Annotated in this window: 19 protein-coding genes; 7 read left to right on the top strand and 12 right to left on the bottom strand. The window is 70.5% G+C overall.

The genetic code is table 11. The features are described 5' to 3' along the window. Nucleotides 1–2 precede the first annotated feature (2 nt). Nucleotides 3–1,343, bottom strand: a complete 1,341-nt coding sequence (locus AMYNI_RS0118955; RefSeq protein ID WP_020669612.1) for a glycoside hydrolase 5 family protein — start codon at nucleotides 1,341–1,343, stop codon at nucleotides 3–5. Nucleotides 1,344–1,472: 129 nt separating this feature from the next. Further along, the gene (locus AMYNI_RS0118950; protein WP_020669611.1) at nucleotides 1,473–1,727 is read right to left on the bottom strand and encodes a DUF397 domain-containing protein; all 255 of its coding nucleotides are present in this window, start codon (nucleotides 1,725–1,727) and stop codon (nucleotides 1,473–1,475) included. A gap of 272 nt (nucleotides 1,728–1,999) precedes the next feature. On the opposite strand from AMYNI_RS0118950, the gene AMYNI_RS50160 reads away from it, so the two are divergent. Next, complete coding sequence (locus AMYNI_RS50160) at nucleotides 2,000–2,449, top strand: hypothetical protein (RefSeq protein ID WP_020669610.1); 450 nt, start codon at nucleotides 2,000–2,002, stop codon at nucleotides 2,447–2,449. Further along, complete coding sequence (locus AMYNI_RS0118940; RefSeq protein ID WP_020669609.1) at nucleotides 2,446–2,682, top strand: hypothetical protein; 237 nt, start codon at nucleotides 2,446–2,448, stop codon at nucleotides 2,680–2,682. Before AMYNI_RS50160 ends, AMYNI_RS0118940 begins: the two co-directional genes overlap by 4 nt. A gap of 1 nt (nucleotide 2,683) precedes the next feature. On the opposite strand, the gene AMYNI_RS0118935 is transcribed toward AMYNI_RS0118940, so the two are convergent. Then, a complete protein-coding gene (locus AMYNI_RS0118935; RefSeq protein WP_020669608.1) occupies nucleotides 2,684–3,517 on the bottom strand; it encodes an SAM-dependent methyltransferase in 834 nt (277 codons plus the stop codon). Between the two features lie 43 nt (nucleotides 3,518–3,560). Next, nucleotides 3,561–4,418 carry a helix-turn-helix domain-containing protein gene (locus tag AMYNI_RS0118930; RefSeq protein ID WP_020669607.1) on the bottom strand — a complete coding sequence of 286 codons (858 nt, stop codon included), beginning with the start codon at nucleotides 4,416–4,418 and terminating at the stop codon, nucleotides 3,561–3,563. A gap of 317 nt (nucleotides 4,419–4,735) precedes the next feature. On the opposite strand from AMYNI_RS0118930, the gene gndA reads away from it, so the two are divergent. The 4 genes from gndA (at nucleotide 4,736) to AMYNI_RS0118910 (ending at nucleotide 8,544) form a co-directional block, all read left to right on the top strand. Further along, the gene (gene gndA / locus AMYNI_RS0118925) at nucleotides 4,736–6,175 is read left to right on the top strand and encodes an NADP-dependent phosphogluconate dehydrogenase (RefSeq protein ID WP_020669606.1); all 1,440 of its coding nucleotides are present in this window, start codon (nucleotides 4,736–4,738) and stop codon (nucleotides 6,173–6,175) included. Next, nucleotides 6,172–6,798: a methyltransferase domain-containing protein gene (locus tag AMYNI_RS0118920; RefSeq protein ID WP_020669605.1), complete on the top strand. Its 627-nt coding sequence runs from the start codon at nucleotides 6,172–6,174 to the stop codon at nucleotides 6,796–6,798. Before gndA ends, AMYNI_RS0118920 begins: the two co-directional genes overlap by 4 nt. A gap of 22 nt (nucleotides 6,799–6,820) precedes the next feature. After that, a complete protein-coding gene (gene pip, locus AMYNI_RS0118915; RefSeq protein ID WP_020669604.1) occupies nucleotides 6,821–7,801 on the top strand; it encodes a prolyl aminopeptidase in 981 nt (326 codons plus the stop codon). A gap of 74 nt (nucleotides 7,802–7,875) precedes the next feature. After that, nucleotides 7,876–8,544: an L-2-amino-thiazoline-4-carboxylic acid hydrolase gene (locus tag AMYNI_RS0118910; protein WP_020669603.1), complete on the top strand. Its 669-nt coding sequence runs from the start codon at nucleotides 7,876–7,878 to the stop codon at nucleotides 8,542–8,544. A gap of 65 nt (nucleotides 8,545–8,609) precedes the next feature. On the opposite strand, the gene AMYNI_RS0118905 is transcribed toward AMYNI_RS0118910, so the two are convergent. The 7 genes from AMYNI_RS0118905 to AMYNI_RS0118875 form a co-directional block, all read right to left on the bottom strand. Then, the gene (locus AMYNI_RS0118905; RefSeq protein ID WP_020669602.1) at nucleotides 8,610–9,383 is read right to left on the bottom strand and encodes a S1 family peptidase; all 774 of its coding nucleotides are present in this window, start codon (nucleotides 9,381–9,383) and stop codon (nucleotides 8,610–8,612) included. Between the two features lie 65 nt (nucleotides 9,384–9,448). After that, a complete protein-coding gene (locus AMYNI_RS0118900) occupies nucleotides 9,449–10,192 on the bottom strand; it encodes a Clp protease N-terminal domain-containing protein (protein ID WP_026360637.1) in 744 nt (247 codons plus the stop codon). 50 nt (nucleotides 10,193–10,242) lie between these two features. Then, nucleotides 10,243–11,421 (bottom strand): 4-hydroxybenzoate 3-monooxygenase, encoded by a 1,179-nt coding sequence (locus tag AMYNI_RS0118895; protein WP_020669600.1) that lies wholly within the window; start codon nucleotides 11,419–11,421, stop codon nucleotides 10,243–10,245. 90 nt (nucleotides 11,422–11,511) lie between these two features. Then, a complete protein-coding gene (locus tag AMYNI_RS0118890) occupies nucleotides 11,512–12,306 on the bottom strand; it encodes an IclR family transcriptional regulator (protein WP_020669599.1) in 795 nt (264 codons plus the stop codon). A 76-nt stretch (nucleotides 12,307–12,382) separates the two neighbouring features. Next, on the bottom strand, nucleotides 12,383–13,063 hold the full coding sequence (locus AMYNI_RS0118885) for an HAD family hydrolase (RefSeq protein ID WP_020669598.1): 681 nt from the start codon (nucleotides 13,061–13,063) through the stop codon (nucleotides 12,383–12,385). 9 nt (nucleotides 13,064–13,072) lie between these two features. Further along, on the bottom strand, nucleotides 13,073–14,200 hold the full coding sequence (locus AMYNI_RS0118880; protein ID WP_026360636.1) for a 5-methyltetrahydropteroyltriglutamate--homocysteine S-methyltransferase: 1,128 nt from the start codon (nucleotides 14,198–14,200) through the stop codon (nucleotides 13,073–13,075). Between the two features lie 40 nt (nucleotides 14,201–14,240). Next, complete coding sequence (locus AMYNI_RS0118875) at nucleotides 14,241–15,104, bottom strand: oxidoreductase (protein ID WP_020669596.1); 864 nt, start codon at nucleotides 15,102–15,104, stop codon at nucleotides 14,241–14,243. Between the two features lie 129 nt (nucleotides 15,105–15,233). On the opposite strand from AMYNI_RS0118875, the gene AMYNI_RS0118870 reads away from it, so the two are divergent. After that, on the top strand, nucleotides 15,234–15,644 hold the full coding sequence (locus tag AMYNI_RS0118870) for a hypothetical protein (RefSeq protein WP_020669595.1): 411 nt from the start codon (nucleotides 15,234–15,236) through the stop codon (nucleotides 15,642–15,644). Nucleotides 15,645–15,713: 69 nt separating this feature from the next. Here the strand turns inward: AMYNI_RS0118870 and AMYNI_RS0118865 are convergent, their stop codons facing one another. After that, entirely contained in the window at nucleotides 15,714–19,649 is a 3,936-nt protein-coding gene (locus AMYNI_RS0118865) for a helix-hairpin-helix domain-containing protein (RefSeq protein WP_020669594.1), read from the bottom strand. Nucleotides 19,650–19,679 lie beyond the last annotated feature (30 nt).

Genomic DNA, 19,679 nt, shown 5'->3' with positions numbered 1-19,679 from the left:
TGTCACGGCCGGACGAGCTCGGTGATGCCCCTGGTTCGCAGGTAGGACTGGTCGTGCGAGCGGCTTTCCAGCACGAAGGCCGCCCGCGTGCCCTGCTCGGCGAGTGCGAAGAACAGGTCGCGGCCCCGCACCGGATCGTCGTCCGGGAGCACGATGCCCATCGTGCGCGGCTCGACCGCGGGCGGGTGCCGGTCGAACTCCGCGGCCAGCTCGCGCAGGGCCTTCCCGGCCGGTTTGAGCCGGCGGTCGTTGGTGTAGAGCCCGAGGTCGTATTCGAGCGGGTTCAGGTTCGGCACCAGCGAAGGCGACACATCGTGCGAGCACCACCAGGTGAAGCCGAGCACGTGCGCGCCGGAGGCCGCGTTGCGCACCGAGCGCTTGAGCCACTCGCCGAGCAGCGGGCGGGTCTGGTCGGAGAAGTGGATCGACGGCGCCGCGCCGTCCTCCTGCACCCAGCCTGGCCGGTCCGGCGCCCCGTATGCCTGCATGACCTGGACCAGCCGTTCCGCGTTGTGCGTGGCCAGCGGGCCGAGCGGGTCGGTCTTGAGGATCTGCTTGAACGAGGTCCACGGGTGGATCGAGCTGACCGCGCCGGCCGAGGCCAGCGCGCTCCTGGTGAAGCAGCGGTCGCCGGTGGCATCCCACGGCGCGGAGTCGCAGCCCACCGTGTTCGCCTTGCCGGGCGCCACCTCCTGCGCGACACCGGCCAGCGTGTTCAGCCAGCCGTCCGCCTGCGCGGGGGTGACGTCCAGGCCGGCGAAGTTGTCCCAGTAGTAGTACGGCTCGTTGGACAGGTCGAAGCCCATGAACCGGCGATGCCCGCCGACCCGCCGGGCGAGCACGCGCAGGAACTCGCGCTGGGCTTCGAGCGCGGCCGGGTCGGTGAACCAGTTCTTCGGCTTCGGCTCGGTCTGCAGCCAGTTCGGCGTCCAGTACCGGGCCGAGATGTGCCCGTTGAACACGGTCAGCTCGACGTCGAGGCCCGCGGTGCCGGCCAGGTCGAGGAACCGCTCCAGCCGGTCCAGCAGCTGCCCGTTGAACAGCCGGGGCTCTGGCTGGAACTCCGACCACAGCAGCATGATCCGGATGTGGTCAAGGCCGAGCGCGGCGATGTCGGCCAGGTCGCGGCGGACGTCGTCCTCCCGCCAGTCCTGCCACAGGTGGAACCACCTGGTTGGCGGCGTGTAGTTCACCCCGAGCCGGACCCGACGGCGCCGCGCCGGTGTCCCGGCGGCGGCCTCGCCGGTGGTGGCCAGTGCGGCCGCGCCACCGAGCAGGGTGCCGCCGAGCAGGGTGCGGCGGCGCAGGCCCTGCCGGACCTCAGGTGGTTCGTGGCCGCCCATTTCGGACCTCCCGGTGCCGCAGGGAAGCGGGTCCGGTGCAGGCCCGCCGCGCGGTTGGCGCGGGAAGTAGATCTAACACAGATTCGTGCTGTCTCCGGGGTCCCGGAGGGTTTCTGTCCGTTCCGGCGCTCAGCCGGACAGGTCGAACTGCCCGGCCTTGACCGCGGTCAGGAACGCGTCCCACTCGCCGCGGTCGAAGACGAACACCGGGCTGTCGGTGAGCTTCGTGTCGCGGACCCCGACCAGGCCGGGGTTGCCGAGGTTGACTTCGACGCAGTTGCCGCCGTTGGGCTCACTCGCGAAGGACTTCGCCCACTTGGCGTCGTCGAACAGCTCGACAGCCGTGCCCGGGTCGTAATCAGCGCGGGGCTGATAATCCGGCATTGGTCGTACCTCCGTGCGCTGAACGGAACAAGCCCGTGACGTGCGAAGACGAGCTCGTCCCCGGGAACCCTCTGGACGTGCGGGGCCCGAGTCGGGCCCGGCTGAGCGATCGATCTTGTTGATCACTCGACAACAAGATTATTCCAGTAGTAGGATTAATCCTAGCGGCTGGGGCAGATCCGACTGTGATTTGCCACCCACAAGGCAAGTTCGTGAGTGATTCCCGCGCCGCGCCCGAAGTCTTGTCCAGCCTCTCGGGGGGAGGAGCACCGGTGGTCGATCGGGAAGTGACCCCGCTGCAACACCATGACCTGGCGAAACGACGCGCGCTGAGCTCACCGTTCATGGTGGTCGGCAGGATCAACGGGCGGCATGAGGCGGCCGGTGTGGCCACCCCGGCCGACGCGCTGGACCGGATGCTTCGCTGGTTGGAGTGCGACGACGACGCCAGCGCGGTCTGGTACCTGCGCGAGGACTGGCCGGATCCGATCACCATCATCGGCAGGCTGGCACCGGGCTCCTGCGGCGAAACCCGCCGGGCGGCCCATCTGTTCTCGATGGAGCCGGGTGCCGTGCACTGCGGCTCGCTGGAGGCCCGCTGCGGCACCGAGCTGTTCATGCCCGAGATCGAATGGCTGAACGTGGGCACCGGTATGCCCTGCGAACGCTGTCTGGCACTTTCCAACACCCCGGCCTACCGGCTCGAAGCGGAGTCCGCATGACGGTCCGGTTCCTTGGTGACGAGGACGGTCCGGCGCCCGCCGAACCGGGCTCGCACCGGCCCGAGGGGAGCCACCCGCCGATCCGCAGCACCCGGCATCCGTGGCTGGACCAGCTCGGGGACGTGACGACCCGCGCCCGCTACCACCGTGGCCGCGGCGACGAGCGGAAACTGCTGCCCATCAAGGTCTTCGTCGAGCTCGGGGTGCTGTTCCGCCGACGGCGGGCCGTCTGACTCAGCCGCCCTTGCGGCCCACTCCGCCGACCACGCAGGACAACGCCGGATTGCCGGCCAGTTCCCTGGTCGCCTCCGATTCGCCCTCATCGAGGCGCCACTCCGGCAGCCACACCACACCGGGGTCGAACAGCTCGAACCCGCCGAAGAACTTCCGCACCTCGTCCTGGGCACGGAAATGCACCGGGGTGCCGGTCTGGCGATACTGCTCCTGGATGGCCCGGAGCTGGTCGCCTTCGTGCTCCGGAACGCCCTTGTCGCAGCCATGCGAAATGATCAGGTGCGAGCCGGGCGCCAGCAGGTCCCGGTACTCTGCGACGGCGTCCTCGGTCTGCTTTCCCGACGGCAGGAAGTGCAGTACCGCCACCATGATCAGCCCGATCGGCCGGTCCGGGTCCAACACCCCGGTGGCCAGCGCGCCCTCCCAGACCCCCCGCACGTCCCGCAGGTCCGCGTTGATCGCGGCGTGCCGGTCCTGGTCGCCGTCAGACTCCAGCAGCAGCTGGGAGTGCGCCACCGCCACCGGCTCATTGTCGACATAGACACACCGACTGCCCGGGCTGATCGCGTCCGCCACCTGGTGCACCGGGTTGACCGTGGGCACCCCGGAACCGACGTCCAGGAACTGGGTGATCCCGTTGCGCGCACCGTGCGCCACCGCGCGGCCGAGGAAGTCCCGGTTCACCCTGGCCAGGGTGCGCGCCAAGGGCATGCGCGCGACCAGCCGGTCGCCGAACTCGCGATCGATCGCCCAGTTGGCGGTGCCACCGAGCAGGTAGTCGTAGATCCGCGCCGCGTTCGGCCGGTCCAGGTCCACACCCTCCGCCTCGCTCAACGGCAGGAACTCCTTAGCTCTCGGTAAGTCGCGGTGGAAAAGATCAGGAACTCATCTGCACGCGGTAGGTCTCGGCCAGCTCCTTGAGGAACTGTCGGGTGTCCTGGCGCTCCAGCGCCGCGCCGCGGAGCCGGTCCCAGGAGTCCACGAACAGCTGGAAGTCCTTCGGCTCGTCCAGGTACATCCCGCCGGCGGAATGCTCGATGTAGACGAAGTCCCTGGTCCGGTCGGCGAAGCGCATGATGGTGAAGTCGTTGGGCACCGCGGCCAAGCGGGCCCCGAACGGCAGCACGTGCACGTAGACGCGCGCCCTGCGGTCCAGCTCCAGCAGGTGCTCGACCTGGTCCAGCATCACCGCGGGCGCGACCCCGCCGGGCGCCCGGCGCAGCGCGGCCTCGCTCAGGATGAACCGGTAGTACGGCGGCTGCTGCTGGTCGAACACGGCCTTGCGGTCCAGCCGGTTGCGCACCAGTGAGGTGACGTCGGTGGCGCCGGCCTCGGTGAACTGCTTGAGCATGAAGTGCTCGGACTGCAGCGGGCCGGGGATGCGCTCGCCGTGCCAGGTCATGATCTCGGCCGCGGCCGGCTCGAGGTCGGTGAAGGTGCGGAACCAGTGCGGAACCACGGACCGGTAGCCGGACCACGCCCCGCGCTGCCCGGCCGCCGCCCTGGCCAGGTTCATCAGCGCCTCGGACTCGTCGCCGTTCACCCCGAACGCGTCCAGCATGGTGCGGACGTCGCCCAGCTTGACGCCGACCGAGCCGGACTCGATCTTGTTCACCTTGCCCTGGGTGCAGCCCAGCACATCGGCGACTTGCTGCTGCGTCATCTTCGCCGCGTTGCGCGCATGGCGAAGCTCGTTGCCGAGCTGCTTGCGACGCGAGGTAACCGTGCTCGCCATCAGCGCGCCCCGGACCTGCTCACGTGTGCCACCACACCCACTACTCCTGTTTACAGCACGAAGGCCGCCGGAACCCGAGCCACTCATTTTCACACAGCGGAGCCCGACGATGACTCCGGGCAGCGTGGCAGGAAAATCGGCCGAAAGCTAGTCAGCTCCCCGGCCATCGTCACTGTGCGGCGGGATACCGTCCGTTCATCACCCGGTTGGTCTAGCCGGACGGTCGTGACCTGCGAGGCGGGCACCCCGATCGCGGCCGCCGATCGCGATAGTCTGCGGGCAGGACTGGGACGCTTGGACGGAAGGCAGCACCGCACATGAGCAACAAGGCGAGCATCGGCGTCACCGGGCTGGCGGTGATGGGCCGCAACCTGGCCCGCAACCTCGCTCGGCACGGGCACACCGTGGCCCTGCACAACCGATCCGAGCAGCGGACCCGCGATCTGGTGGAGCAGTTCGGCGGCGAGGGCGAGTTCATCCCGGCGTACTCCGCGCAGGAGTTCGTGGATTCGCTGGAGCGGCCGCGACAGGTCGTGATCATGGTCAAGGCCGGTGCGCCCACCGACGCGGTGATCGAGGAGTTCGCGCCGCTGCTGGAAAAGGGCGACGTGATCGTGGACGCGGGCAACGCGCATTTCGCGGACACCCGCCGCCGTGAAGCCGCCCTGCGCGAGCGAGGGCTGCACTTCGTCGGCACCGGCGTCTCCGGCGGCGAAGAGGGCGCCCTGCACGGGCCGAGCATCATGCCGGGTGGCTCGAAGGAGTCCTACGAGTCGCTCGGGCCGCTGTTCGAGGACATCTCCGCCAAGGTGGACGGCGCCCCCTGCTGCACGCACATCGGCGCGGACGGTGCCGGACATTTCGTGAAAATGGTGCACAACGGCATCGAGTACGCCGACATGCAGCTGATCGCGGAGTCCTTCGACCTGCTGCGCGGCGCGGCGGGCTACGAGCCGGCGCAGATCGCCGACGTGTTCCGCACCTGGAACACCGGCAGGCTGGACTCCTACCTGATCGAGATCACCGCGCAGGTGCTCGCGCACACGGACGCGGCCACCGGCAGGCCGTTCGTGGACGTGGTCACCGACCAGGCGGAGCAGAAGGGCACCGGCCGCTGGACCGTCCAAATCGGACTCGACCTCGGCGTGCCGATCAGCGGGATCGCAGAGGCGGTGTTCGCCCGTTCGCTGTCCGGGCACGGGGACCTGCGCAAGGCGAGCCTCGGCCTGCCCGGCCCGTCCCGGCCGAAACTCGCCGGCTCGGCCGCGGAAACCTTCGCGGACGACGTGGAAAAGGCGCTGTACGCGTCCAAGATCGTGGCCTACGCGCAGGGCTTCAACATGATCCAGGCCGGTGGCGCGGAGTACGGCTGGGACATCGACCTCGGCGCGGTGGCCTCGATCTGGCGCGGCGGCTGCATCATCAGGGCGAAGTTCCTGGACGACATCCGGTCCGCGTACGCCGCCGAGCCCGGCCTGCCGACGCTGCTCACCTCGGGCGGTTTCAAGGACGCGGTGGCGGACGCGCAGGACGCCTGGCGTTCGGTGATCTCCACCGCGGTCCGGCTCGGCATCCCGACGCCCGGTTTCGCCACCGCGCTGGCCTACTACGACGGCCTGCGCGCGGAGCGGCTGCCTGCCGCGCTGGTGCAGGGGCAGCGGGACTTCTTCGGCGCGCACACCTACCGGCGCGTCGACCGCGACGGGTCCTTCCACACCGCGTGGGCCGAAGACGGCCGTCCGGAATCGCCCGCATGACACTCAAGGACTCGCTGGTGGCCGGGCTGGCGAAACAGCTCGGCCATCCGCGGGGAGTGCGCGGCAAGCTGGTCGGCCGGATGCTGAACCGGGCGAACAACGCACCGGTCGCGGGCGCCGTCGAAGCGCTGGAACTGCGCGCCGGGGAGACCGCGGCCGACATCGGTTTCGGTGGCGGGCTCGGCCTTTCCCTGCTGCTCGGCCGGGTCGGCCCGGCCGGGGCGGTGCACGGGGTGGAGGTGTCCGAGACGATGTTCGACGGCGCGGTCAAGCGGTTCGGCCGGGACGAGCGGGTGCGGCTGCACCGCGGCTCGATCACCGAGCTGCCGCTCGCGGACGCTTCGCTGGACGCACTGATCACCTGCAACACGCTGTACTTCGTGGCCGAGCCGGCGGTGGCCTTCGCCGAGCTGGCCAGGGTGCTGCGGCCGGGCGGGCGTGCCGTGGTCGGCATCGGCGACCCGGCCGCGATGGCGGAGATGCCGTTCACCCCGCACGGTTTCCGGCTTCGCCCGGTGTCCGAAGTGGTCGGGCTGCTCGGCGCGGCCGGGCTGGAGGTACGGGAGGACCGGCGGATCGGCCGCAGCGAACGGGCCTTCCACCTGTTGATCGCCGGACGCTGACCAGTTCGGGCAGAGTGGGGACATGCGCGACTACTACCCGGAACTCGAACCGAACGACTCCGGCCTGCTGGAAGTGGGCGACGGCAACTCGATCTACTGGGAGGAGTCCGGGAAACCGGACGGCAAGCCGGTGGTCTTCCTGCACGGCGGGCCCGGCGGCGGCAGCTCGCCGCGGCACCGGCGGCTGTTCGACCCGGCGGTCTACCGGATCGTGCTGTTCGACCAGCGGGGGTGCGGGCAGAGCCTGCCGCACGCCAGCGGGATCGACGCGGACCTGTCCGCGAACACCACCTGGCACCTGGTCGCGGACATGGAGCGGCTGCGGGCGCACCTCGGCATCGACCGGTGGCAGGTCTTCGGCGGCTCGTGGGGCAGCACGCTGGCGCTGGCCTACGCGGAGAAACATCCGGAGCGGGTCACCGAACTGGTGCTGCGCGGCATTTTCACCGTGCGGCGCAAGGAACTGGACTGGGCCTACGGTGGCGGCTCGGCCACCCTGTTCGCCGATCTGTGGCAGTCCTTCCTGGAGCCCGTCCCGAAAGCGCGGCGCGACGAAGACCTGATCGCGGTCTACCACGAGCTGCTCAACGACCCTGATCCCGCGGTGCACGAGCCCGCGGCGCTCGCGTGGAGCATCTGGGAGGCGAGCCTGATCGCGTTGCGGCCGCGACCGGACGTGGTGCGGAGCTTCACCGACGAACGGTTCGCCACCGCGTTCGCCAGGATCGAGAACCACTACTTCCGGCACGGCGCCTGGCTGTCCGAGGGACAACTGCTGGCCGAGGCGGACCGGCTGGCCGGCATTCCAGGGGTGATCGTGCAGGGCCGCTACGACATGCTCACCCCGGCCGGCACCGCATGGGAGCTTTCCCAGGCATGGCCGGACGCGGAGCTGGTGATGATCGACGACGCCGGGCACGCCTTCGACGAGCCCGGCACCCTGGACGCCCTGATTTCGGCCACCGATCGCTTCGCGCGTGGTACAACGGGAAAGTCAGCATGAACTGAAGTTCGTCGGCGCCGGTTGGTCGGTGGAGTGCGCCGGCGGTCTTTCCGATGGAAAGGACCGTTTCCGCAATGACCACCGACCAATTCGGGTTGTCCGATGGCGACTACACCCCGGACCCCGAGAAAGATCTCGCCCTGCTCATCGAGGGCTACTACGAACAGCTGGCGCGGACCCTGCACGAGCACGGGCTCGATCCCGAGCTGCTCACCGCGATCAAGCGGCGGCACGCCGAGCTGGAAGCGGCCAATGCCGGGCTCGTGGTGGACGAACCCGCGCGGCACAACCTGAAACTGACCCTGGCGCTGGTCGCCGGCTACCGGTCGCTGCGGCCGGAACTGGGCCGGGACAGGGCCATCGCGGCGGTGGAGGCCGCGTTCGTGGAACCGTTCGCCGAGGACATGCGAGCCGGTACCCGCGCCATGCTGGACGCCGCGCCGGATCCCTTCTCCGCCATGGTCGAAATGGCCAAGTCCCGCGAGGAACTGGCGTTCGGCAAGGGTTTCACCTTCCGGCGGCCGGTGGACGACGACCAGCGCTACCTGCTGGACGTCCACCGGTGCTTCTACCACGACGTGCTGGTGGCGAACTCCGCCGCCGAGCTGACCCCGTCCATGTGCGCCTTCGACCAGACCTGGATCGACGGCATAGACCCGGAACGGCACGGTTTCCGCTTCGACCGCGCCACCACCATCGGCCTCGGCGGCACCCACTGCCCCTTCCACTTCACCCGCGAATAGCTCCTGTCCGTGAAGGCCACCTTGCCTACCTTGAAGGTAGGTAAGGTGGCCTTCACGGACTTTGGTTAGGAGCCGGTGTTTTCGGAGATCCAGGGGGTGTAGGCCACGGCGGAGGTGTAGATGGACGGACCGGTGGCGCAGCTGGAGTCCGAGTTGCCGCTACGGCTGGTCACGCCGATCAGCTGCCATTTGCCGTCCGCCTGCACGACCTGCGGGCCACCCGAGTCGCCGTAGCAGGCGCCCTTGTCGCCGTCCGGGTTGTCCGTGCACAGTTCCACGCTGCCGTCGATGCCCTGGCACTTCCCGGCATCCACCACCTGGGTGTCCAGTTGCTGCAAGGTCACCGGCGCCTCGCAGCCGCCGCGCTCGGGGCAGGTCTGCCCCCAGCCGATCAGCCGCGACTTGGTGCCCGCGTCCGCGGCCGTGCCGAGCGGCACGGTGGCCGCCTTCACCGGCGCGGAAAGCTGCACCAGCGCGATGTCGCCACCCGGCCCGGAACCGTTGTAGTCCGGGTGCACGATGATCTTCGACGCGTCCGCCTCTTCACCGCCCTGCGTGCGGTCCGTGGTGCCGATCCGCGCCTTGACGTCGCCCGGCGAACTGCCCTCGACACAGTGCGCCGCTGTCACCACCCAGTCGGCCTTGACCAGTGAACCACCGCAGAAATGGTCACCCGACGGGCTTTGCAGCGACACCATGAACGAGTAGGTCTGGTCGGCGTCACCGCCGCCGACGATGAACGGGTTGACGTCCGCGCTCGCCGAACCGGCCCCGAGGACGCTGGTCGCCGCACAAGCGGCGCCCGCGATCAGCCCCATGATCAGGGAACGTGCCTTCATTCCGCCTCCTCCGTGAGTACCCCCCTGCCCCGGGGGACACCACGGACGGTAGGCGTTGTTGGTGATTAATTGACACCCTTCGAAAGTTCCGACTGCTTTTTCAACACGGCCGCCAGCACCTTCATCAGTTCCTCTTCAACCGCTTGCTTTTCCACCCCGACCTCGGCCAGCACCTCGGGACCGGCGCCCTCACCGAACTCGAGCATGGCGAGCAGCAGATGCTCGGTACCGATGTAGTTGTGCCCCAGCCGCAACGCTTCGCGCAGGGTCAGTTCGAGCACCTTCTTCGCCGACACGCTGAACGCGAGCTGCTCGGAGGTCAGCTCGACGCTCGGGCCGAACCGGGCGCCGAGCAGCCGTGAGACCTCTTCGATCGGCGCGCCGAACTTCACGATCGCCTTGGCCGCCAAGCCTTCCGGCACCTGGAGCAGGCCGGCCAGCAGATGCTCGGTGCCGATCAGCTCGTTGCCGGCGTCGAACGCGGCCTGCTGCGCGGCAACCACCACCTGGCGCGCCCGGTCGGTGTAGCGGCCGAACTCGCGGGCGATGTCCGCCGCGGAGAACTGGTCCTTGGGCACGAAACGCTTCTGCGCGGCCTGTTTGCTGACCCCCATGCTCTGCCCGATCTCGGTCCAGGAAGCGCCGGAACGCCTTGCCTGGTCCACGAAATGGCCGATCAGGTGGTCGGCGACCTCGCCGAGGCTTTCCGCCGCGAGTACCGCTTCGGAGAGCTGTCGCAGGACGTCGGATTCGGGGGCGCGCTGCTTGATGTAGTCGATCATGTCGTCGAGCCGTACTGGATTCGTCATGCGTCAACCATAAGTTGACGCACCCGCATTCGTCAACCACCGGTTGACGATCACGTGAAGGGCAGGCCGACGTAGTTCTCCGCGAGACTGGTCGCCGCAGCCGCGGAGGAGGCGGTGTAGCGCAGCTGCGAGAGCTGCAACCGCCGTCCGAACTCGTCCGCGGCCGGGTCCACGTGCAGCATCGAGGTCATGTACCAGGAGAAGTGCTCGGCACGCCACACCCGCCGCAGGCAAGTGTCCGAATAGGACTCAGCCAGCTCACTCCTGTTGTGCAGCAGCAGTTCGGTCAGCGCGCGGGAGAGCACCCGGACATCCGCGACGGCCAGGTTCATGCCCTTGGCGCCGGTCGGCGGCACGATGTGTGCCGCGTCCCCGGCCAGGAACAGCCTGCCGTAGCGCATCGGCTCGGTGACGAAGCTCCGCATCGGCGTGATGCCCTTGTCCAGCATCGGCCCTTCGCGCAGCTCGAACTCCGCGTCGGTGGCCAGCCGCAGCTGCAGCTCGGTCCAGATCCGGTCGTCGGACCAGTCCTCGATCCGCTCATTCCCGGCCACCTGCAGGTAGAGCCGGGTGATCTCCGGGGTGCGCATGCTGTGCAGCGCGAACCCGCGCTCGTGGTGGGTGTAGATCAGCTCCTCGTGCGAAGGCGGAGTCCGCGCCAGCACGCCGAGCCAGGCGAACGGGTAGCTGCGGTCGAAAATGGTCCGCCGGTCGATCGGGATGGACGGCCGGCTGATGCCGTGGAAGCCGTCGCAGCCGGCCACCACGTCGCAGTCCAGCTCACGCGCCACCCCGTCCCGGTCGCGGTAGCCGATCCGCGGCCGGTCCGTGTCCAGCCCGTGCAGCTCCACATCGGACACTTCGAACTCTACCGGCAGGCCCTTGGCGTCGTGCGCGGCGAGCAGATCCTTGACGATCTCCTGCTGCCCGTACACCGTGATCGACTTGCCGGTCAGCTCGGTCAGCGCGATCCGGTGGTCGGTGCCGTCGAAGCGCAGCGAAAACCCGTGGTGCGGCAGCCCTTCCGCGTCCAGCCTGCCGGCGAGGCCGAGGTCGCGGAGCAGCTCCACGGTCGGGTGCTCGCAGACCCCGGCGCGGACCCGTTGCTCCACGTACTCGCGGTCGCGCGCCTCCAGCACCACCGCGTCGATGCCCTCGGCATGCAGCAGATAGGACAGCAGCAGGCCGGCCGGGCCCGCGCCGACGATGCCCACCCTGGTGCGTGCCACTCGTTCCTCCTCGGTTCGCGACTCTCCCCGCCAGCCTGCTTTTCCCACGCGCCGGCACGCGCCTCGACTTCCACTGAATGGAAGCCAGGTTCACGGCCCGTCCCGCCACGCCACATCCGACATCCGCACCGCCCTCGGCGCGCCCAACGTGCGGGAGATGCCCCTGGCCGCCGCCCGCACCGCGGGCACCAGGGTGCGGGGGTCGGTGCCCTCGGCCGGCACCACGATCGAAATGGCCGCGACCACGGTGTCCTCCGGCCCGTACACCGGGGCCGCCACGGACAGCGCGATCAGCTCGATCTGGCCGTCGCTGATCGCGAACCCGTCGCGGCGCACGTCCGCCAGCACCCGGCGCAGCCGGGCCGGCGAGTCGATGGTCTTGGCCGTGTACCGCTTCAACGGCCTGGCGAGCACCTGCTCCTGCGTCTCCGCCGGCGCATTGGCCAGCAGCACCAGTCCGACCCCGGTGGCATGCGCTGGCAGCCTGCCGCCCACCCTGGACAGCACGTTCACCGCGCCCCGCGCGGAGATCCGCTCCAGGTAGACCACCTCCGGCCCGTCCAGCACGGCGAGCTGCACGTTCTCGTGGGTTGCCTCGTACAGGTCCTCCAGGAACGGCATCGCGGTCGCCCGCAGCCCCATCCCGTGCGGGGCCAGCGACGCGACCTCCCACAGCCACAGCCCGACCCGGTAGCGGCCCTCGGCGTCCCGTTCCAGCGCGCCGCGGCTGGTCAGCTCACCGACGATCCGGTGCGTGGTGGACAGCGGCAGGCCGGCCCGTCGGCTCAGCTCGGACAGGGTCAGCTCCGGGCGTTCCGAGCTGAACGCGTCCAGCACGTCCAGCACCCGGTCCGCCACCGAAGCCCGACCACCGTTGTGCCGCATCCGACAAGGCTAGTTCATGCAGGTCAGCGGTCGTGAGTGGAAAGTGTTGTCCCGGCAACACTTTCCACTCACGACGTCAGAAGTGGGTGAGCAGGTCGGGGAACTTCTCCAGGCGCAGCACGTGCTCGTCGTCGAGCTCCTCGTGTTCGAGGACCCAGGTGTGCTCGTTCGGGATGAAGACCGCGTTCAGGCCGGCCGCCCTGGCCGGCAGGATGTCCGACTTGACCGAGTTGCCGATCATCCAGCTCCGCTCCGGCACCAGCGCCAGCTCGGCGGCGATCCGCTGGTAGGTGGCGACATCTTTCTCCGGCACGATGTGCACGTCGCGGAAACGCTCGGCCAGGCCGGACGCGTCCACCTTGCGCTGCTGCGCGTCACGGCCGCCCTTGGTGAGCAGGAACAGCTCGTGCCGCCCGCCCAGCTCCGCCAGCGTTTCGGCGACCCCGGCGATCAACTCGACGCGGTTCTCCGTCAGCACCGCGCCGAGCGCCTCGATCTCCGCGCGCTCGGCGGCGGTCGCGGGACGGCCGCGCAGCCGCTCGAAGCAGTCGCCGAGGCTGTGCAGGAACATCGGCACGCCGTAGCCGTGGGTGGCGATGTTCCCGGCCTGGATCTCGGCGAAGATACGCCGGATCTCGGCCCCGTCCATGCTCGGATGCGCGAGCCAGACCAGGTAGTCGTCCATCACCCGCTCGAAGAGAACGTTGTTCTCCCAGAGCGTGTCGTCCGCGTCGAAGATCAGCGTCTGTGGTGCCACACCAGCAGGCTACTGACCGCCCCAAACGATTTCCGCGGTCTCGACGATGCGGGCCAGCTTGCGCGCCTGCTCGTCCTCGGTCAGGTCGTTGCCCTCCACTGTGGAGGAGAAGCCGCACTGCGGGGAAAGGCACAGCTGGTCGAGGTCGACGTACCGGGCGGCCTGCTCGATCCGGCGGCGCAGCGAGTCCACGCTCTCCAGCTCCCCGCTCTTGGTGGTGACCAGGCCGAGCACCACGAACTTGCCGCGGGGCACGAACCGGAGCGGCTCGAAGCCGCCGGAGCGCTCGTCGTCGTATTCGAGGAAGAAGCCGTCCACTTCGAGCTCGGAGAACAGCGCCTCGGCGACGAAGTCGTAACCGCCCTCGGCGGCCCAGGAGGAGCGGAAGTTGCCGCGGCACATGTGCGTGGTCACGGTCAGCCCGGCCGGCCGGTTCGCCAGCGCGGCGTTGAGCTGCGCGATGTTGCGCAGGTGCAGGGTCTCCGGATCGCCGCCCAGCTTGGCGACCAGCTCGCGTTGCTTCGGGTCGTTGAGGTAGGCCAGGCTGGTGTCGTCCAGCTGGAGGTAGCCGCAGCCCAGCTCGGCCATGCCGGCGACCTGTTTCGCGTAGGCCGCGCTGAGGTCGGTGAAGAACTGCTCGAGGTCCGGGTAGACCCGCTCGTCCACGGCGGCCCGGCCGCCGCGGTAGTAGACCATGCTCGGCGAAGGAATGGTCTGCTTCGGCGTCATCTCATCGTCCACAATGGACTTCAGGAAGCTGAAGTCACGGCCGAAGATGGTCTCGTCCAGGCCGACCCGGCCGTCCACCTGCAGGCCAGGCGGGCTGAACTCGCGGTCACCGGCGGCGTTGCGGAACTTGACGTGCAGCCGTTCGTCGCTTTTGGACACTCCGGCGAGCTGGTAGATGAAGTCCATGTGCCAGGACGAGCGCCGGAACTCGCCGTCGGTGGCCGAGCGCAGCCCGGCCGCGCGCTGCAGGGCCACCACGTCCCGGATCGCGTCGTCCTCGACGGCGCGCAGCTCGGCCGCGCTGATCTCGGCATTGGCGAATTTCTCCCGCGCCTGGTGCAGCCGGGGCGGCCTGAGCAGGCTGCCCACGTGGTCGGCGCGAAACGGCGGTGTCGAACGCTGAGCCATCGTTCAATCTTCAACCAGCGGAGCCGGTGAGCGCAAGGGATCAGCCCGCCATGGCGTCCAGTTCGGCCAGCGTTCCGGGGTCGAGGCGCAGCTCACCGGCGGCGACGTTCTCGTCGAGATGGCCGCGGGAGGAGGTGCCGGGAATGACCAGGATCGACGGCGAGCGGGCCAGCAGCCAGGCCAGCGCCACCTGCATCGGGGTCGCGCCGAGCCGGGTGGCGACCGCGCCGAGGCGCTCATCGTGCAGCGGGGTGAAACCGCCGAGCGGGAAGAAGGGCACGAAGGCGATACCGGCCGCGGAGCAGGCGTCGAGAAGCGCGTCGTCCGCGCGATGCACCAGGTTGTAGTGGTTCTGCACGCAGGCCACCGGTGCGATCCCGCGAGCCTCGGCGAGCTGCCCGGCGTTCATGTTGCTGATGCCGAGGTGCCGGATCAGGCCCTGCTCGCGCAGCTCGGCCAGCGCCGCGAAGGGCTCGGCGATCGAGCCGTGGTCGTCGCCGACCCGCAGGTTGACCAGGTCGAGCCGGTCCACGCCGAGTCGCCGCAGGTTCTCGTGCACCGCGGTGCGCAGGTCATCGGGCGCGAGCGCGAACGGCCAGCCGCCCTCGGCGTCCCGCCTGGCGCCGACCTTGGTGACGAGCACCAGGTCCTCCGGGTAGGGATGCAGCGCCTCGCGGATCAGCTCGTTGACCACGTACGGGCCGTAGAAGTCGGCGGTGTCGATGTGGTTCACGCCCAGCTCGACCGCGCGGCGCAGCACCGCGATCGCCTCGCCGGTGTCCGCCGGCGGGCCGAACACACCCGGCCCGGCCAGCTGCATGGCGCCGTAGCCGATCCGGCGCACCGGGAGATCGCCGCCGAGCAGGAAGTCCCCGGCCGTGCCCGCGGACGGCTTGCTGGTCATGGATCCTCCCGAGGCAGACGAACGCTGATTCCTGCCAATCTAGGCGGCGGGTTCGCAGCCGGGTGACGTGGCTGTGAGATCACACACCTGGCGCTGGCCTCCCCCACCCGGGCGGTCGACAGTTGGTGGATGGAATGGACGCCACGGAACAAGGCCGAGCTGGTGGCCGGCTGGCGGCTGTGGCTGGAACTCAGCGACCCGGTGTGGTCGACGGCCCACGGCACCCCGGCGGCAGCGGTACGGCCGTTGCGCGAGTTGCAGACGGCGTGCACCGAGATCGAGGTCGAGTACCGCGCGGCCGAGCCGGAGGGGACGGCGGAGGTGCTCGGGCTGCTCCAGTCGATCTTCGTGCTGACCGCCGCGCCGGTCGAGCTGTGGTACGACGACGAGACCCCGCTCGACGACGAACGCGCCGCGCTGCTGCGCGCGGACATGGCCGGGTTCGCCGAACAGGCCGAGCGCGTGCTGGCCGCGCTGGCGCAGGGCGGCGGCTGGGTGGCGTTCGGCGCCGCGCACCGGACCGGCGGATCGCCCGGCTAGCCGTCCCGGAACGGCCAACTCGGCGACCTGGACGGCCAACTCGGCGCCGCCAACGGCCAACACGCCGAATCAGCGGTCGAAGAGGACGTGTTCGCCTCGGTCCTGGACGAGACGGTTGGCTTCGGCGATGAAGGTTTTGGCCATTCTTGGGGAAAAGCCGGGCAGTGCGGCGACGGTGGCGACCTCGGCCTTCGCCAGTGCGACCACGGTCGGGATGCCGGCCGCGCGCAGTTCGGCGGCGCGGTTGGCGGCGACCCCGGAGATCGCGGTGAGCTTCGCCGGGACGCGCAGCTTCGCCCGGACCGCCGGGCCGCGGCGGGGCGGGCCGGAGCGAGCCGGCAACCGGTACAGCGGCAGGGCCACCGGGTCCGCACCGGCGACCGGCCGGCCGCCGAGTCGGATCCGCGGGCTGCCGCAGGCGGGACAGGCCGTCACCGACGCCGGACGGCCGGACGCGGTCCGGGCCGGGGTGCTCCGGCCGACCGGCCGGTCCTGCCCGCACGGCCCGCAGAAGCACTGTTCTCCGTCACCGGCCGGTGCTCGCGGCGGACACAGCCCGTCCGGCGGGACCGGCGGCACGCTCGGCGCGGCCAGGTCCAGCCGCACGGCCACCCCGGTCATCGCCAGCTCACCCGGCGCCTCGGAGACGAAGTACAGGCCGACCTCGTTCGCCGCGCCGATGGTCAGCTCCAGCGCGGTCAGCTCGACCGAACCGCCTGGCGGCAGCACGATCCTCAGCTCGGCCTCGGTCGTTCCCACCGGCACCTCGCCCGAAACCGCCCTGACGTCGAACTCCAGCTGGTCCAGTTCCAGCCGGACCACCTCGCCGACCGGCGCGGACAGCTCGTCGGAGAACGCGAGTTCGACCGCGCAGCCCGGCGAAGCGACCGCGGTGACCTCCAGCCCGAACCGCTGCCCGCCCTCGGCCGCGGCGAACTGGCGCACCGCCGCGGGCGCACCGCCGCCGTTGGCCAAGGTCAGCCCGGTGTCCGCCGGGGTGACCAGCACCGAGGGCTCGGACGGCTGCCACGAAGGGGACGCCACGTTCGCCGAACCGGCCAGTGACACCGAGTCCACGCCGAGCACGCCCTCCTGGGTGGAGAACCGGATCTCCGCCTGGGTCGCGCCGGCCGGGGAGACCAGCGCGGTCTCGTGCCGGGGCAGCCGGTCGAGCGTCCGTTCGTTGTCGAGGTCCAGCACGGTCACCGGCAACCGCTCGGTGCCCAGCGGTGCACAGCCGACGCCGCGCCAGATGACCTCGCCGGTCGCGCCTTCGGAGTCGGTGACCCCGTCGAAGGCGAAGCGGTACCGGGTGCCGGCGACCACCGGCACCACCTGCGAAAGCGCGGAAAGTGTTGCCAGGTAACCAATGCAGCCGCCAGGGACGCCCAGCACCGCCAGTGTGCCGGACCCGTTGGCCAGGCACCGCGGCCGGACCTCGCCCGCCGTGAGCTGCCAGTCCACCGGCTGCAACCGGCCGAGCACCACCATCTTCGCCGCCGCGAACTGGTCCCCGGTCACCACCGCGTGCGTGCCGGACGGGCTCATCGCCAGCCCGTCGCCGCTGCTGAGCCCGACGAAGACCGGGCGGGTGACCCGCCTTCGCAGGTCGACGGAGAGCAGCCCGCCGTCGTGCGCGACCAGCGCCAGCTCACCGGCCGGGTCAACGCCGACCCGGCGGGCGCTCACCTCCAGCGGAAGGTCCACCACGGTGCGCAGATCGCCGGCGCGGAGGAAGCGCAGCACCGCCGGACCGGCCACCAGCACGGTGGAACCGGTGACCGCGACATCGGCCGCACCGTTCAGCACGGTCACCGACCGCCCGAAGTCCGCTATTCCGGCCAGCACGTGCAACGTGCTCAGCTCCACGGATTCGGTGAGCACGTAAAGCTTTCCGTCTTGGCCGACGGTCAGCGCCTTCGGCCTACCGCCCAGCTCGGTCGACTCCAGCTCCGCCAGCGGCAGTTCGGTCCCGGCGATGGCCGCGTCGGCCAGCAGGGTCCACGGAATCCGGTAGAGCCTGGACGAAGTGTCGTCCTCCTGGCAGAGGGCGAAAACCGCGAGCCCGTCCGCCGAGCAGACCAGCGCGTGCACCGCGGGCGGCACCGGTTCCTCGTCCGGCACCTGCGCCCGCACCGGCGAGCCGATCAGGCGGCCGGTGGCGGTGTCCACCAGCACGAGCCGCCAGCCCGGCACGGTCACCGCCAGCGGGCCGAGGTCGGTGGGCTGGGCCAGCGCGACCAGTGCGCGGCCGCCCGCCGCGTCGAGCGTCATCGCGGTCGGCACGCCGGAACCGATCTCGGAGTTCAGCAGCTCGTCCCGGCAGAGCGGGTCGAACGCGGCCAGCCGGGCGCCGGCCCCATCGCGCAGCGCGAGATAGGCCGTCCGGCCGGCGGGTCCGAACACCGCGGGGCCGAACACCGGCTGCGCGGAGGACGGCCGCAGCGCGCCGCTCTCGTTCGAATCCGGCTCGGCACCGATCCGGTACCAGTCGGTGAACCCGCCGTTGGCCACGTGCTCGCCGCCGCCATCGGCGCCGTGCCCGGCGGTGGTCAGCGCCTCGTTCACCGCGGCCGCGACCTCCGGGAAGTCCAGCCCGAGGTCGATCGCGCCCTGCGGCGCGAACCGTTGCAGGGAAACGGCGACCTCGCTCTCCTCGGCCGCGACCCGGAGTTCGAGCGGCATCCGGAAGTCCCGCGCGGTGTGCCGCAACCGCAGCCTGGCGGCCGACGGCCCGGCACCGGCCTGCCGCCAGGACAGGCCGCCGTCGCCGGTCTGCTGCAGGCTCACCCCGTCCGTACCATCCGTGCCCCAGGCCGCCCGGCCCGTCTTGGCCTGCAGCACCACCCAGCGGCGGACCCCTTCGGTGAACTCCACCTCGCCCGGCAACGCGATGTTGACCCAGGTCGGGCCGGGTGCCTGGTCGCGGGTCAGCGCGCGGGCGGCGGGCGCGGGCAGCAGCGAGCGGCGGCCCGGTTTGCCGTCCGCGTCCTCCACCAGGTCCACGGTCAGCGCGACCTCCGCGGTGACCGCGGTGAGCAGCAGGTCGACCGAGGTCGCCAGCTCGGTCCGGTCGAGGACGAAAGGTTGCGCCAGCGGGCTTTCCGGGCCGAGTGGCACCAGCTCGGCCGGGGCACCGGCGGCGACCGGCCCGTGCACGACCTTGCTCGCTTCGAACGCGCCCTGTATCCGCCCGGTGGTGCCGCCCGGCGCGGCGACCATGCCGGGTGGCACGGCCAGCGACGCCCGGCCACCTTCCGGTGCGCCGTCGAAGGTGTAAGGCACCCGCATCGTGCCCAGTCCGTCCGGCATGGCGCCGGTCTCCACCTCGAACTCCAGGTCCAGCACCAGATCCAGCCGCGCGATGCTGTCCGAATGCAGCACGAACGGCACCACGTGGTGCCCGTGCAGCACTTCCAGTTCCGGCAGCATCGCCTGCAGCAACCCGGCGAAGTCGGGGGTGGTGACCGGTTCCACCAGCGCACCGAAATGCGTGAAGAAGACCGGCCCACCGGCCACCGCCAGCGTCACGTTGCTCGGCGGGGACGCCACCCGCAGCGTCGTCACGTCCGAGCCGGTCTGGCTGATCCGCAGCCCGGTGACGGTGAGGCCGGGCAGTTCCCCGGACGCCGGCAGCTCGAACTCCGGCGTGCCGCCGATGGCTCCGGTCGCCCCGACCGGCGTGAACCCGCCGCCGAGGTCGACCAGCAGCTTGCCGGTGGTCAGGCCGGTGCCGGTCACCGCGGCGAGCTGCCGTCTGGCGTGCAGCTCGATCTCCACCGCGGCCGGCGTCCCCGGCACGGCGCGCTTGTTCGCGCCCCAGTCACCGGCCGGGCCGGCGAAGGTGATGGTCTCGGTGAACCGGCGCTCCGGATCGAGGCTGTGCGGCGAAACGGTGATCGCCGCGCGAGTGACCACCGCACCGGCCGGCAGCCGCCGCAGGACCAGCCGGCGGTCGCGCTCGAACGGCGACCGCCGGCCACTGTGCCGGGTACGGACCTTCATCGCCCGTCCTTCCTTTGCCACGGTTGAGAA

This window comes from Amycolatopsis nigrescens CSC17Ta-90 (assembly GCF_000384315.1).
GTDB classification, from domain to species: Bacteria; Actinomycetota; Actinomycetes; order Mycobacteriales; family Pseudonocardiaceae; genus Amycolatopsis; species Amycolatopsis nigrescens.
Note: the sequence above shows the minus strand (reverse complement) of the source record. Positions and strands in the feature narration are given on the sequence as shown.